At 45.5% G+C, this 14,506-nt stretch carries 15 protein-coding genes; 9 read left to right on the forward strand and 6 right to left on the reverse strand.

The window, feature by feature from the left end; all coding sequences use genetic code 11:
* Positions 1-12: 12 nt before the first annotated feature.
* Positions 13-882, reverse strand: coding sequence for a hypothetical protein (locus tag ACY652_RS10410; RefSeq protein ID WP_462264309.1), 870 nt, complete (start codon positions 880-882; stop codon positions 13-15).
* Between the two features lie 100 nt (positions 883-982).
* On the opposite strand from ACY652_RS10410, the gene ACY652_RS10415 reads away from it, so the two are divergent.
* Positions 983-1,264, forward strand: a complete 282-nt coding sequence (locus tag ACY652_RS10415; RefSeq protein WP_462264310.1) for an ATP-dependent Clp protease adaptor ClpS — start codon at positions 983-985, stop codon at positions 1,262-1,264.
* 74 nt (positions 1,265-1,338) lie between these two features.
* On the opposite strand, the gene ACY652_RS10420 is transcribed toward ACY652_RS10415, so the two are convergent.
* Positions 1,339-2,403, reverse strand: a complete 1,065-nt coding sequence (locus tag ACY652_RS10420; RefSeq protein WP_462264311.1) for a branched-chain amino acid aminotransferase — start codon at positions 2,401-2,403, stop codon at positions 1,339-1,341.
* Between the two features lie 141 nt (positions 2,404-2,544).
* Between ACY652_RS10420 and ACY652_RS10425 the strand changes: the two genes are divergently transcribed.
* From ACY652_RS10425 to ACY652_RS10435, 3 genes are all read left to right on the forward strand, one after another.
* Positions 2,545-3,531 carry a DUF2157 domain-containing protein gene (locus tag ACY652_RS10425; protein WP_462264312.1) on the forward strand — a complete coding sequence of 329 codons (987 nt, stop codon included), beginning with the start codon at positions 2,545-2,547 and terminating at the stop codon, positions 3,529-3,531.
* Positions 3,528-4,703, forward strand: coding sequence for a hypothetical protein (locus tag ACY652_RS10430; protein ID WP_462264313.1), 1,176 nt, complete (start codon positions 3,528-3,530; stop codon positions 4,701-4,703). Before ACY652_RS10425 ends, ACY652_RS10430 begins: the two co-directional genes overlap by 4 nt.
* Before the next feature lie 73 nt (positions 4,704-4,776).
* Entirely contained in the window at positions 4,777-5,265 is a 489-nt protein-coding gene (locus ACY652_RS10435; RefSeq protein ID WP_462264314.1) for a universal stress protein, read from the forward strand.
* On the opposite strand, the gene ACY652_RS10440 is transcribed toward ACY652_RS10435, so the two are convergent.
* Positions 5,262-6,554 carry an HAD-IB family phosphatase gene (locus ACY652_RS10440; RefSeq protein ID WP_462264315.1) on the reverse strand — a complete coding sequence of 431 codons (1,293 nt, stop codon included), beginning with the start codon at positions 6,552-6,554 and terminating at the stop codon, positions 5,262-5,264. The genes ACY652_RS10435 and ACY652_RS10440 overlap by 4 nt on opposite strands.
* A gap of 214 nt (positions 6,555-6,768) precedes the next feature.
* On the opposite strand from ACY652_RS10440, the gene ACY652_RS10445 reads away from it, so the two are divergent.
* The gene (locus tag ACY652_RS10445) at positions 6,769-7,485 is read left to right on the forward strand and encodes a hypothetical protein (RefSeq protein ID WP_462264316.1); all 717 of its coding nucleotides are present in this window, start codon (positions 6,769-6,771) and stop codon (positions 7,483-7,485) included.
* A 32-nt stretch (positions 7,486-7,517) separates the two neighbouring features.
* Here the strand turns inward: ACY652_RS10445 and ACY652_RS10450 are convergent, their stop codons facing one another.
* Positions 7,518-8,402 (reverse strand): aldo/keto reductase, encoded by an 885-nt coding sequence (locus ACY652_RS10450; RefSeq protein ID WP_462264317.1) that lies wholly within the window; start codon positions 8,400-8,402, stop codon positions 7,518-7,520.
* Positions 8,403-8,492: 90 nt separating this feature from the next.
* Positions 8,493-8,780 (reverse strand): hypothetical protein, encoded by a 288-nt coding sequence (locus ACY652_RS10455; RefSeq protein WP_462264318.1) that lies wholly within the window; start codon positions 8,778-8,780, stop codon positions 8,493-8,495.
* A 268-nt stretch (positions 8,781-9,048) separates the two neighbouring features.
* Between ACY652_RS10455 and ACY652_RS10460 the strand changes: the two genes are divergently transcribed.
* The 3 genes from ACY652_RS10460 to ACY652_RS10470 all read left to right on the forward strand — a co-directional run bounded on the left by ACY652_RS10460 (position 9,049) and on the right by ACY652_RS10470 (position 12,049).
* Positions 9,049-9,558 carry a hypothetical protein gene (locus ACY652_RS10460; RefSeq protein WP_462264319.1) on the forward strand — a complete coding sequence of 170 codons (510 nt, stop codon included), beginning with the start codon at positions 9,049-9,051 and terminating at the stop codon, positions 9,556-9,558.
* 852 nt (positions 9,559-10,410) lie between these two features.
* On the forward strand, positions 10,411-11,310 hold the full coding sequence (locus ACY652_RS10465; protein ID WP_462264320.1) for a Dam family site-specific DNA-(adenine-N6)-methyltransferase: 900 nt from the start codon (positions 10,411-10,413) through the stop codon (positions 11,308-11,310).
* Positions 11,311-11,314: 4 nt separating this feature from the next.
* The gene (locus ACY652_RS10470; RefSeq protein WP_462264321.1) at positions 11,315-12,049 is read left to right on the forward strand and encodes an HNH endonuclease; all 735 of its coding nucleotides are present in this window, start codon (positions 11,315-11,317) and stop codon (positions 12,047-12,049) included.
* Positions 12,050-12,092: 43 nt separating this feature from the next.
* Here the strand turns inward: ACY652_RS10470 and ACY652_RS10475 are convergent, their stop codons facing one another.
* The gene (locus ACY652_RS10475; protein WP_462264322.1) at positions 12,093-13,061 is read right to left on the reverse strand and encodes an NAD-dependent epimerase/dehydratase family protein; all 969 of its coding nucleotides are present in this window, start codon (positions 13,059-13,061) and stop codon (positions 12,093-12,095) included.
* Between the two features lie 220 nt (positions 13,062-13,281).
* Between ACY652_RS10475 and ACY652_RS10480 the strand changes: the two genes are divergently transcribed.
* The gene (locus tag ACY652_RS10480) at positions 13,282-14,466 is read left to right on the forward strand and encodes a formimidoylglutamase (protein WP_462264323.1); all 1,185 of its coding nucleotides are present in this window, start codon (positions 13,282-13,284) and stop codon (positions 14,464-14,466) included.
* Positions 14,467-14,506: the final 40 nt, after the last annotated feature.

Below are 14,506 nucleotides of genomic sequence, written 5' to 3' on the forward strand. Positions count from 1 at the left end.
TTATATTGCCAATCAGGAATGCAGATAGAACTTATCCCAGAAATCTACTGATTTTGCTGTTTCACCGCGATTGAAGCCGCCGCCGCCCCGGTTCATACCGCCGCCTCTCATGCCGCCGCCACGCATACCACCACCCCGGCCCATGCCGCCGCCGTTCATTCCACCACCCATGCCTCCGCGCCCCATACTGCTGCCCGGCATATCTTCACCGCCTGCTCCCTTATTCCCTGCGGGTGCTTTAAATCCGTTCACTTTAAAGTTAAAGGCCCATTCGGTTTTATTAAGGTCTTCATGTTCAAAAAACTTAAGCGGAATAGCCGCTTCATAAAGTAAATAGCCCTGGCTATCATAACTCATGGCCGTTTTAAAGCCATAAGTGTTGGCGGTAGTAATAATTTCGCTTTCTACATCTTTAAAACCGGTTACCCTTATATTTCTCAGGGCAGTAAGCCGGGCCTGCATCATTTCTTCCCTGTCTTCGCCGTCCGGGTGTTCGCTTTCCTGTCTGGCAGCGTTTGCCGGCCGTTGCAGCGGGTTTTCATTACCTAAAGGAAATGTAATGCTATACGTATCTTTCTTTTTTCCTTTGGTGTTTATGCTCACGGTAAGGCCGTTTGCCAATACCCGCATTTGCTCGCTGCGCTCGCCAACGCGGGCAGCTATGTATATAAAGTTATGGTCGTTGTTAATGGCATAACCTATTTGGGTATCTGCATTGTAATGCTGCAAGGTATCGCCCCATTCATGCAGGTTGCCATCAACTATAATGCCGCCGGGCGGCAGGCCGGATGCAGGGTTGCCTGCAGCAGACTGCGCTTTTACGGAGCAAACCGCCATACATAAAGCTGCGGTGCAGTACAAAGCAGGAAAGAGGTTAGTCATAAAAATAAAAGCGGTTAAAGATGAATGAAAGTGTTTTTGCCAAAGTAAACAGCTTCCGCTCAGTTTTATTGTACAATTTAGGTAACTTTGCCGTTAGATTATGCCAACGGAAACCCAGGAAGAAACCCTTACGCTTGAAGAGATACTGGCGAGCTTAAAAGAAATGCACCGCCTTATTTTGTGGAATGATGAGCACAATACCTTTGACCATGTGATACACTGCATGATAAAGTATCTGGATTATTCAGAAGCTCAGGCCGAAAAGATTGCCTGGAAGGTGCATAACAATGGCAAGTGCGCCGTACTGGAAGGCTCTTTTACAGAGATGGAGGTATACCGCAAAATTTTACAGCAGGAAGGGCTGACCGTAACGGTAGATTGATCATAGTAGAAATATTGATAAGCAAAAAGCGCAGCAGGTAAAACCTGCTGCGCTTTTTGCTTATCAATTGAAACTTAAATCACATAATTCCAGCCATGCGGATCTGCCGCACGGCCATAGCGTATGGCATCTAAAGTAGAAAGTACCTTTTGAGAGAACTGGCGCGTGGCCGGATCGCTTAAGGTATATTCAGTGCCGTTATAGGTAACAGAGCCTACAGGGGCTACAACAGCAGCCGTACCGGCACCAAAAGCATCTTCCAGTTTACCGTTCTGCGCTGCTTCTACAATTTCGGTTACCGCTACCAGGCGTTCTTCTACCGGCATACCCCAGTTATGCGCCAGTTTGATAATGGTATCACGGGTAATACCTTTTAAAACACTGTCTCGGGTGGATGGGGTTACCAGTTTGCCGTCAATTACAAACATGGCGTTAGCCGATCCCATTTCCTCTATATATAAATGCTCTTTGGCATCGGTCCATATCAGCTGGTCAAAGCCTTCTTCAACAGCTTTGCGTGCAGGCAGCATGGCGCCGCCATAATTACCGGCAGCTTTTGCATAGCCAAAGCCGCCTTCGGCAGCACGGGTAAAATGGGTTTCAAACTTTACACGCAGCGGTTTGGAAAAGTAAGGGCCTGTCGGGCCGGTGATGACCACAAATTTATAGGTTTGCGATGGAGTTACCCCCAGGAAAGGATCAGTAGCAAACATAAACGGGCGGATATACAGCGAGTGGTTGTCCTTTGCCGGCACCCAGTTGCGGTCAATATCAACCAGTGTCATCAGGCTTTGTATAAACATTTCTTCGGGCAGCTGCGGCATACAAAGGCGCTCGGCCGATGTGTTAAAGCGGGCGGCATTGGCATCGGGCCTGAAGATGGATACCCGGCCGTCATCAAACTTGTAGGCTTTTAATCCTTCAAAAAATGACTGCCCGTAATGCAGGGCCGAAATAGCCGGACTCATGGCTATTGGGCCGTAAGGCAATATCTCAAAATTCTTCCACTCGCCATCCTGGTAATCGGCTACCAGCATGTGGTCAGAAAAAGTGCGGCCAAACGGAAGTTTGTTAAAATCCGTTTCGGCCAAACGGCTTTGCGTAGTCTTGGTAATTTTAATGTCCAGTGTTTCAGTCATGGCGCTGATGTATAGTTTGAAAAATGGCAAGTTAATAATTTTCGTTACTAAAATGTTATGGAGATGCGTTGCAGGCGGTTAACTCCTGTGCTTACAAAAGTTGGGCTGCAAGGTATGGCTCATTTTAAGTATACTTGATTAATGATTGATTACGCACTATTCAGAAAGCTGCACCAGCAGGGCCTGATCAGCGATGCCTCGGCTGCCCGCCTCGCGCAGCAGGAGCAACAGCCGCTTTTCTCGGTACACTGGGAGGTTAAAACCTTGCTGTATATAGGCATTGTGCTGCTTACCAGCGGCCTGGGCTTACTGGTCTACAAAAATATAGACAGCATCGGGCATGGTGTAATCTTAGCGCTGTTAGGCTTGCTTTGTGCCGGTTGTTTCGCTTACTGCTTTAAGCATAAAAAGCCGTTCAGCCGGGCAAAAACAGATATACCCGATACTTTTTTTGATTATGTACTGCTGTTGGGTACGCTTAGCCTGCTCATATTTTTAGGTTACCTGCAATATCAGTATAACGTGTTTGGGCACCGGTATGGCCTGGCTGCGTTTATCCCGATGGTGCTGCTGTTTTACATTGCCTATGATTTCGACCATATAGCGATACTGAACATGGCGATTGTAAACTTTGGCCTGTGGCTGGGCATCACCGTTACCCCGCAGCATTTGCTTGATGCGGGAAACTTCGGCAGCCAATCACTGATACTTACCTATCTGGGTTTCGGCTTATGTATGCTGGCGGTAGCTTGGGGAACTCACCATTACGTTGTAAAGCGGCATTTTGCGTTTACGTATCAGCATTATGGCGTGCATATTGGCTTTATCGCCCTGCTGGCCGGCTACTTTTACAATTATAACGAAGGCGGCGCTATTTTGTGGATGCTGGGTATTGCCTTACTGAGCGGAGCTATCATTTATGATGCTTACAAGGTTAGAAAATTCTACTTTTTCCTGCTATCTGTATTGTACACTTACCTGGCGGTATCCTGCCTGGTGGTAAGGTTGTGCATAAATTCGGCTTTTGATGAAGGTGGTATCATAATGCTGTTCATTTATTTTATTATCTCCGGCATCCTGCTTATTCGCTGGTTGATTCATATGCACCATCAGTTTAAAACTTCATGATTATTTATAACACCACATGGTTAGCAAATATGCGTGTACACGGGCAGGCAGACATGGCGCGGCATACCGGTGCCATTACGGCTGAAGAAGCGCAGGTGATTAAGCAGCAGCACCCGGTTGGCTTTTATAATCCGGGCCTGTTTGTAAGGGCAGGCCTGTTCCTGCTTACCTGCATTATTACTGTGTTTTCGGCTGAGTTGCTGGGACTTTTGTTAATTGAGGCGCACTTACTTGCAGATGCCGCTTTGCCTTTAATTTATGGCATTATCACTTACATAGTGCTGGAATTTATGACAAAGCACAACAACTATTACAAAGCCGGGGTAGATGATGCCCTGCTGTGGTTATCAGGCGCGTTTTTTGTGGGTGCATATCTATGGTATGCTGAAAAATCCATTTCTCATTACTATGAATTAGCAGGCAGTGTATACATTGGCGTGCTGAGTTTGGTATTTACCTTACGCTTTAGCAACGCCCTGATGAGTGCTGTGTGTGCCCTTGCCTGGCTAAGCGCAGTATTCTTTGGATGGCTGCAATCAGGCTTGTTTGGGGCAACGGCATTGTCCTTTGTAATGATGCTGGCTGCCGGTTTGCTGTACCTGGGTTGCAGCCGTCTTCAAAGGCATCCGAAAGCCCGCTATTATGATGCCTGTTTTACCGTAGCACAAACAATTAGCCTGCTGGCCTTATATGCCGCCGGCAACTATTACTTAATTGATGAATTGCAGGGGCAACTAACAGGCTATCACAAAAATCACAGCGTTGGCTCCGGCTTCTTCTTTTGGCTTTGGACCGTTTGTGTCCCCTTTATTTATATTGCTTGGGGCATAATTCAAAAGAAGGCGCTGCCTTTACGGACAGGGGTACTGCTTATAGCTGCGGCCGCCGCTACTTTACGTAACTATTATCATGTACTGCCGCCTGAGTGGGCGTTAACACTTGCCGGGGCTGCCTTGCTTGCAGTGGTTTATGCGGTGATACGTTATCTTAAAACATCAAAACACGGATTTACCTATACAGCGCATTACAGCCGGAGCACAGCAGAACAACTAAACGCGGAGGCGTTAATTTCGGCCAGTGTAACAGGGCATGTGGCCAACGCTCCTGTGGATACGCCTTCGCGGTTTGGCGGCGGCAGCTTTGGCGGCGGCGGTTCAGGCGGGGAATTTTAAGAAAAAGTGGCGTATCGCCCTCATCACACATAAACGCTTGTTCATTGTTGTAACTAAAATTACGCTACGCCTTATGGATATCAGGAAAATTTTAATAGGTACAGATAACAGTATACATGCAGAGCATGCAGCCGGTTACGGCTTTAACCTGGCACGTACATTAAATGCAGCTGTGGGCCTGGTGCACATTATGGAGCCCGTAGTGCTGCCGCCAACCGGTACAGATACCATGATGGGACTGAGCACCATGGGATCGCCTATTGATGAGATTGTAACGCCCGAACTGCAGCAGGTGCAGGAAGACACGCATAACCGTATTTTAAAAGATACGATAGCGCACTTTGGGCAGGGACTTGAAATAAGCGAGTTTACCAATTTTGGCAATACGGCAGAAGGTATTATGCAATGTGCTGCTGAGTTTGGTGCCGACCTGATTGTCATAGGAACACACAGCCGCACCGGGCTTGAGCGTTTTTTTATGGGCAGCGTTGCCGAAAACGTGATCCGCGACTCGGCTATACCTGTACTGGTAGTGCCGATGAAGGACAATAAGGAAGATTAGTACAGCAGCCGGAATTTAATGGTATGCTCAATGCTTTTTAACTCATTGAGCACCTGCTGGTCATACCCGGCGTTTACATCAGTAATCACGTAGCCGATACGGCTGTTGGTTACCAGAAATTCGCCTACGATATTGATCTGATGGCTGGAGAACACCTGATTGATCTGTGCCAGTACACCCGGTATATTTTTGTGGATATGAATAACCCGGTGGGCATTGTTAACCCTGGGTGGCTGCAAATCCGGAAAATTACAGCTCATGTGGGTTTTACCCTCATTCATAAATCCGATCACCCGCTTGGGGATAAAATCGGTATTACGGGGATTGTGCTTTGGATCATCAAAAATAATGATGCCATTTTCGGCGGCGGTTTCCATCAGCAGCCTGTTGGCGGCTTTGCCAAAGCAACCGATTACTTTAAGCCGGCCGGCGTTTTGCAACTGTTCTGCCGTAGGCTGGTTGGCTTCATCGCATAAGAGTACGCCGGCTTCCTGTAAATATTTATCTTCAAATTCATCCCGCTGGCGTATATTATAGCCTTCCTTCTGCATCTGGGCAACGGCTTCTTCGCCCACCTGCCCAACTACCAGGCATTTAATTCGGTTTTTAGGATAGGAGATAGCCCTGGGGAGCCTGTTGATATATAGGAACTCATCAAAGCTGGGTGTAATGTGGTCGGCTTTTTCCACTACCGATTTCCGCTCAATATTTTCGGTAAAGGCAAAGAACTTCTTGATGATGCCCGATTCTTTAAGCTGAAAATCAGAGTACCCATCGCCAATGCCAAAAATATCGCCTTGTAAGTCCAGCTCGCGCAGCAGCTTTACCTTTCCGCCTTCCTGCGAAAGCGGGTTGGCGCGGTCATAACCTACAATATTGCCGTCTATATCGAATAAAAAGGTATTGGCGTAAATGTTCTCTTTTTTAATGTGGTACTCGGTAACCACCGGCGTAATAAACTCTTTAAAACCGCCCGATACAATCAATACTTCATCCTGGTGATGCTTAAAAAACTGATCGTTTCGGGAAAATGAAATGGAGACCTTTTTGCGCAGGTGTTTTACCAGCTGCTTCAGATGCTGGCGGTTAGCCTGCAGCAGTTTAATGCGCCCCTCCAAACTATCGCTGAATGATAGTTTGCCCTCCATGGCGGCGTTGGTATAATCCTCAATCTGCCTGTAAATCTGCTCCCGGTCGGGGTGCTTTTTTAATGAAATGCGCGCCAGTTCATCCAAAGCTTCTACCTGGGTAAAAGTGCTGTCAAAATCAATAATATAGTATTGCCCCATGTTGAACGTGCAGATTGATAGATTGCAAATGTGCAGATTTTTTTAGTTACAGAAGTGCAAATGTGGAGATAAGCAGGGCGATGTTCCGGTTGCGTAAACACTGAACTGTTTTGTTAGTAACAAAGTGCAGCTATTGCATTACGCTTTATTTCTTACAACCGTTAAAAGATGTTAAACCTTAAATGTGCTTCACCTAATTTGTTATTTTTATTCAATGCGGCAAAAATTGTTAGGGGCTTTCGTTCTGCTTTGTTTAAGTGTTGTAAAGCAGGCACAAGGGCAAGTTTATGTGGTAAGGCAGGGGGCCGTAATACAATCCGGCACTAACACCAGAATAGAGAGTGCGGCTATTCATAATAAAGGCAGCCGGGGTACAGTACATACAAATACATTCGGCCTGTTTTCAATTCTGGCTGCTCAGGGTGATACGCTTGAATTTTCAAAAATTGGTTATGCGTACTTAGAGGCAGTAGTTACAGAAGCTCTCACCGGAATTTATTATTTGAAACCTTATAGCAGCAAGGAGTTAAAAGAAATAGTAATTACCGGCAGTTCAGTAAAGAATGAGTTATTGATTGCGCAGCAAGCTTACCGCAGTAAAAGCGTATTTTATACCGGCAGGCCTCACTATTATTATTTATTTCTGAAACCGATAACTTTCATTTACGAAAATTTTAAGGGTGAAGTGAAACAGGCGCGACGGTTTAAGAAGGTAGCCAAAGAAGAAACTGATGCTTACGAGGTAGGGCTAAAATTTAACAGTAGTATAATTAAGAAATATACTGCTATTCGGGATGATGAACTGGACAATTTTCAGTTAGCTTACCAGCCAACCAAAATGCAGGTAAAAAAATGGACTGATTATGATATGATTGCTTATATCAGACAGTCTTTCAATAACTTCAGGCAGCAAAAGGACAAAGGCAAATAACAAAGAGGGCAAGTTGCCCTCTTTGTTATTAACTAATCTAAAAACGCCATATCCTCAAGCGTAAGCTTAATGTCTGCCGCGGCAATGTTCTCCTTCAGGTGGCTCACCTGCGAGGTGCCGGGGATAGGCAGTATCCAGGGCGACTTATGCAGCAGCCAGGCAATATTCATCTGGGCGGTGCTTACGCCATACTTTTGGGCCAGTTCAGACAGTTTATCTTCCCCGGCTTTAGGCAATGCCGTATGCAGCGAGAAGAACGGGATAAGCGGAATCTGGTGCTGCTCGCAAAGATCAAGCACCTCGCCGCCGCCGTGGGTTTCGCCGTGCGCTTCTATCAGCGTGCCGCGCTGGTGATAGCCATAGATGTTTTCCACGCTGGCAATGGGGCCGTGCTGCAGGCCCTGCTCCAGTTCCTCGCGGGTTACGTTGCTCAGGCCCACATGCAAAATCTTGCCTTCCTGCTGCATGGCGAACATGGCATCCAGCATTTCTTCATAAGAAGCCTGGCGGTAAGGCATCATGCGCAGGTGTACCAGCTGTACCTGCTCAATTTGCAGGGTACGCAGGTTGTTTTCAATGGCAGTGCGCAGGTTGTCCGGTGTGTTGAACGGCACCCAGCTTTTGTCGGGCTTACGGGTAGCGCCTACCTTGGTGCAAATTACCAGATCGTTCGTGTAGGGGTATAATGCTTCCTTAATCAGCTTGTTGGTAATATCCTCGCCGTAATAATCAGCAGTATCTAAGAAATTGACGCCGCTGGCTATGGCGGTTTTTAATACCTCCAATGCTTCGGGGCGGTTGGGCGGATCGCCCCAAACGCCTTCGCCGGTGAGGCGCATGGTACCGTACCCTAAGCGCGATACGGTAAGCGGGTGGTTGGTATTGATACCAATGGTTATTTTTTCAAGTGCAGCCATTATGTTTAAATTAAAGTTTTGGTAAGTAGCTCGTATATTATTGGATTGATTTCCTTTAAAAAGCGTTGAAGTACAAACAGGCTTCCCGAATCAGGATGGTACCGTAAAAGACGGATGCAGTACCACCTGCGCGGCAATGCTTTGCAAATCCTGCCCGGTAAATGCGCCGATGCCATTGAAATCGAAATCCTTTTCTCCTTTTACCGTAATAGTGCCCAGTACACCATCGGCAGGCGTATCTGCCGAGCGGGCCTGCTGGTAGTTGAGCCAATCTTCTGCAGGGTCAGCAGCATAAATTTTATAGGTGTTGGCCTGTTCCTGCGGCTGTAGTTTTAACCGGCGCCGGGTTTCGCCTGCAGTGATTTCAAAATCTTCCATAATTTAATAAGTTAATGCATCCGCAAAAAGACAATACAGGGCGAAAAAGGTTTGGGAGCGGTAGGAGTTCTGTATCGTAATCGCTAAACATTACAATGGATTTATACAAACCTTCATCTGCTTATTGATTGCAGCTATACTACAGGGTTACTGCATTAAAGGTGTTAAGCAGCCATGACTGCTGATACTGATGGCACATAAATAGTTGTAAATCCATTAAACATTTGTTATTGCAATGCTGTTGCATTTTAATAAAAGTTAAATATATATGAAAGCTACTCAATTATCCGCAGCCGCACTTGTGGCGCTTGCTTTAGCCGCCGGTGCATGTAAACAAAGCAACAGTAACAGCAGCACACATGCGCAATTAATAAAAGACCACCATGAAATGGTTAAGGAAGATTCGACCTTAGAAGCCCTGGAAACCAAGCTGGAGGATGAGCACGCCCAATGGGAGAAGAAAGATGCTGCTGAAAAGCCCGCTATAGATGAAAATAAACACCGTGCAATTGAAGCGCAGCATGAAGCGCTGATTGCAAAACTGGATTCAATTTCCAGGATGCACCAGGAGCTTACTGCCAAACATGCTACTTTGGAAGAGGCCCATCTTAAAGGTACCGTAAGCGAGGAAAAGGTAAAGCAAGATCATGAGCAAATGATGAAGGATCATGAGCGGATGAAAAAAGACCATGACGAGATTTTAGCCGATTATGAAAAGATGAAAAAAGACCACGAGCAAATGCAGGCAGATCATAAAGCCAACAACACTGCCCAGTAAAGCGAAGTGCGTACTGTTTGCACCCTTCCGGCTTAGGGGCAAGCTGCGTCCCTTATCCACTCCGCAAAGTGTAAACCCAAAGTTTACATAATTCACAAAAAATATCAATTAAATTATTGATAATCAATAATTTGTAAAAAAGCAGGGTTTACACTTTTTAGAGCTTTTAGTTGTGCCCGTGGTCGGGGTCATCATAGGTGGCCGGAAGATGAAAAATGCGGTTATGCTGAACTTGTTTCAGTATACTTCAGGGTAAGTATACCGTTGCTCCGGCCGCGTGGTTACCCTACTATTGGCTCTGCCGGTGGGATGCTGAAACAAGTTCAGCATGATGTGGAAACGGTTGTCTGAATTTGAAAAAATCTACCCAACACCGGTATCATCAACGCATCACTATTTGTGCTTTGGTGGATTAAAAAATTGTATAAAGAGGGGTAAGCAGGGCAGTGCCGTGTTATCACCGGGCCACAGGCAGCAAAGTTTCCGTTAGCTTGGTTTTGTGCAGCAGGGCAATAAAATTTAATAGTTTAAAAACCTGCAGTACATACTTGTGTTATCTATTCAAACGCTTTATAAATATAAGCTAAAGACATTTGGATGCCGGACTCGAAACGGACGGTATTTAAGTAAAGGCCCACACCTCAAGGAGGCGGGCCTTTTTTGTTTTCTGCTGATTCAGTTGATGAGGCCTCAGCCGCTCAAACGCTTTCCCGGTTGTTCCTGCTGTTAGCTGCAATAGGCACGTGACGCTTGCAATAGTAGGGAAAGAATTATTGCTGATAGTGTTAAACACTGAAAGCTTTTATCTTTAGAAAATTATATATTTGATAGGCTAATATTGATGCATTGTTAATGAAGTTACCACACCCAATTCCATATCAAGGTAGTAAAAGAAGTTTAGCAGAACAGATTTTAAAGTTTTTTCCTGAGAAATTTGACCAGTTAATTGAACCATTTGCTGGGTCGGCTGCTATAACAATAGCTTCTGCATATCATTTAAAAGACAAAAATTTTGTAATTAACGATGTGAATGAGCCGCTCATTGAGCTTTGGTATACAATCATCAATCATCCAAGATCAATTATAAAGGCATATTCTGAAATATGGCAAGGTCAACATGGTGATGAGGAAAATTATTACTACAAAATTCGCGACTGTTTTAACCAAACGAAGCAACCGCAACATTTGCTTTTCCTCTTAGCTAAATGTGTTAAGGCAGCTGTACGCTATAATGCACAAGGGCATTTCAATCAAAGTCCAGATAAAAGACGATTGGGTAGAAACCCTCAACTAATGCAAACTGATATTTTACGCGTCTCGCAATTGTTGAAAGATAAAACACAATGCTATGCCAGTGATTATCAAAATATTCTTCAAGTTGCAGACACTAACACTTTGATATATATGGACCCGCCATATCAAGGAACCGGATTGAATGGAGGTTTTAATTATGCAGGTAATATAGAAAATTCAAGTTTTTTGACTGCTCTATTTAAGTTGAATGAAAGAAATATACCATACATATTAAGTTACGATGGAAGAACTGGTAATAAAGTTCATGGTACTGCTTTGCCAGATTCGCTAAACTTAATAAAAATTGAAATAAATGCGGGGCGGTCATCACAGGCTACCCTTTTAAGAAGGAACGAAACCACATTTGAATCAGTCTATCTGTCTCCTGCATTAACTGCAAATGTTGACTTTAACAAAATCGCTAACAGGTCAATGTATCAAACCGATTTATTTTTTTAAGTTGATGTCAGAAGAACAAACACACTATCCTAAAGAATTTTTAGAGCTTATCCAATCCATAACAAATAAAAGAGCTAAAATAGTTATTGATCACATTTTAAAATATGGTTCGATTACTACAGAGGATATTGAAAAAACGTATGGATATAGTCATCCGCCAAGAGCTGCAAGAGATGTAAGAGAAGCGGGTATACCACTTGCTACTTTTAAAACCAAATCACAAGAAGGCAAGTCAATTGCTGTTTATAAATTTGGCAACCTTACAGAATTACAAACGAATCGCATTGCAGGGCGTGCCTTGTTTTCTAAAAATTTTAAAAGTCAACTGTATAAGTTATGTGAGGGAAAGTGTCAAATATGTAATGGGAAATTTGAAGAAAGGTATTTGCAGGTTGATCATCGAGTTCCATACGAAGTTAGTGGGGAAACAGCAGATAAAGAATATCAGCATTTTATGCTGTTGTGTGGTTCTTGTAATAGAGCCAAATCCTGGAGCTGTGAGCATTGCCAAAACTGGAAGCATTTAAAAAAGCCTTTACTATGTATGGAATGCTATTGGGGTAGTCCTGACAATTACAGTCATATCGCTATGGAGCAAGTTAGAAGGCTTGATTTGCAATGGAGTAAAGATGAAGTCAAGTACTATGATGCATTAAAAATTATAGCAAAACAGAACAACATTGAGCTACCAATCTTTATAAAAAAGATGATTGAAGAAGGAACGAAGAATAAAAAATAAGGTAATCTGTAGCGTTAAAATAATCGTATAACAGTAATATTACTCATTTCTTCAACCTTTCACAAACCTCCCCAATCGTCTTCATCACCGGCTTAAACTTCATCCCCGTAGCCTGCACCAGTTTGGCGTTGCTGTAGTTTTGGGTGATAGTAGCCGCCTGGGCGGCAATCTTATCCAGCGCCGGTGATTTGCCGGTTAGCGTGCTTACAAAGGAGGCGCCCCGCCAGGCCAGTTCCAGCATCCAGGGTTTGGCCTCGGTGGCGGGTGGTTTTACGCCAAAGCATTCGGCAATAGTGGCGGTAAACTGCCGGAAGGGCCAGTTCTCGGCGTTTACAATAAAACGCTCGGCGGTAATATCGCCCTGCATCAGCAGGATCATACTTTGGGCCACATCCTCCACATCTACCAGTCCGCAACTGCCGCGGGTATAAAACTTCAATCCCTTACGTACCGTTTCAAAAATCTGCCCGCTGCCATCAGTACCCGCATTGGCGCCGATGATGACGGAAGGATTCACAATTACGGCATCCAGCCCTTCGGCTATGCCGCGCCATACCTCCATCTCGCTTTCCAGTTTCGAGATGGCGTATACGTTGTGCACCGGCGTATCTTCAATGTGGTTGTTTTCCGTAATCAGTTCGCCCGGCTTGGCCTGGCCTACGGCGGCAATGGAGCTTACATGCACCAGCCGGTAATTGTATTGTAAGCACAGATTTACCACGTTGGCGGTGCCCTGCACGTTGGTGGTAATCATCGGCTCCTTATCAGCCTGCCGGAACGATACCCAGGCGGCGCAGTGGTACACCTGCGTAACGCCAGCAAAGGCGTCTTCGAGGGCGAAAATGTCAAGCATATCCGCCTCCACCCATTCAATCAGGCTGGCATAAGGTTTCAAGAGGTCTGGTATTACCGAACTGCTGCGTTTGGTGCAACGGATATGCTCACCGCTCCGCGTGAGTTGCCGGGCCAGTTCTGCGCCTAAAAAGCCGGTAGCCCCGGTAACCAGTATCATGTGCCTAATATTTTGTGAAACAGCGCAAATTAATTGAAATTAAACAGATATTTGAACTTTTGTGCAAGTGGATTAGCGAATACTCATCATCTTCGTTAACACAAGTTGTCATTTCGACCGCAGGGAGAAATCTTCTGCTGCAGGATGGTCGCTCGAAGAAGATTTCTCCCTGCGGTCGAAATGACATTACTTTATTGTTGGTATTGTTGTAAGCGTTTATATGTCATTAGCGGACTTTTTTACACCAGTTGACCTGGAAAGAATAACACCCAGACAAGGTTTTAACGCCAGTCAGCTGGGGCGGAAAACAAAATTTTACACGGATGAATTTCCCGAACTGAACGAGCAGCTCATCAATATCGCGGTGATCGGCGTGATGGAAGACCGCCACGCCACCGGAAACCCCGGCTGCGGCCTGGGCCCTGATTACATCCGCGAAAAGTTTTACCAGCTGAACGAAGGCGGTTACCAAAGCAAGATTGCCGATCTGGGCAACATCCGCCAGGGCAACACGGTGGCCGATACCTACTTTGCCCTGCGCAGCGTGGTTACCGAACTGATGAAGCAGGAGATTGTACCCATTATCTTAGGCGGCGGGCAGGATTTAACCTACGCCCAGTACCTGGCCTACGAAGAACTGGAGCAGCGCGTGGATCTGGTGGTGGTAGATTCGCACTTTGACCTGGATGAGGATGAAGAATCGGATTTTACCGAAACCACTTCAACCTCTTACCTCAACAAAATATTCCTGCACGAGCCTAACTACCTGTTCAATTTCAGCAACCTGGGCTATCAAACCTATTTTGTAAGTCAGGACAGTTTGCGGGTGATGGAAAAACTGTTTTTTGATGTGCACCGCCTGGGCGAGGTTACCGGTAAAATGGGTGTAACGGAGCCCATTATCCGCAATGCCAATATGCTCAGCTTTGATGTAGGGGCTATCCGCTCGTCAGACGCGCAGGGTAATGCCAACGCTACGCCCAACGGTTTTTATGGTGAGGAAGCCTGCCAGATCTGCCGATACGCCGGATTTAATGATAAGCTGAGTTCCATCGGCTTCTACGAGTTTAACCCGGCTTATGATAACAACGGCCAAACCGCCATGCTGGTGGCCGAGATGATGTGGTATTTTGTAGATGGATATTATAACCGCAAGAGCGATTTTCCGCTCAATCCCAAATCGCAATACCTCATTTATAAAACCACCTTGCAGCATGACGATCATGAGATGGTATTTGTAAAAAGCCGTAAAACCGACCGCTGGTGGATGCAGGTGCCTTACCCCACAAACGGTTCGCTCAATGAGCGGTTTCATTTGGTACCCTGTTTGTACCAGGATTATGAAACGGCGGTAACCGGCGAGATGCCCGATTTGTGGTGGCGTACCTTTCAAAAATTGATATAACTATACGCTGTGCCCTGAAAATGCGTTTAGCGTAGATAAA

The sequence above is a fragment of the Mucilaginibacter sp. genome (assembly GCF_965200995.1).
Taxonomy (GTDB): domain Bacteria; phylum Bacteroidota; class Bacteroidia; order Sphingobacteriales; family Sphingobacteriaceae; genus Mucilaginibacter.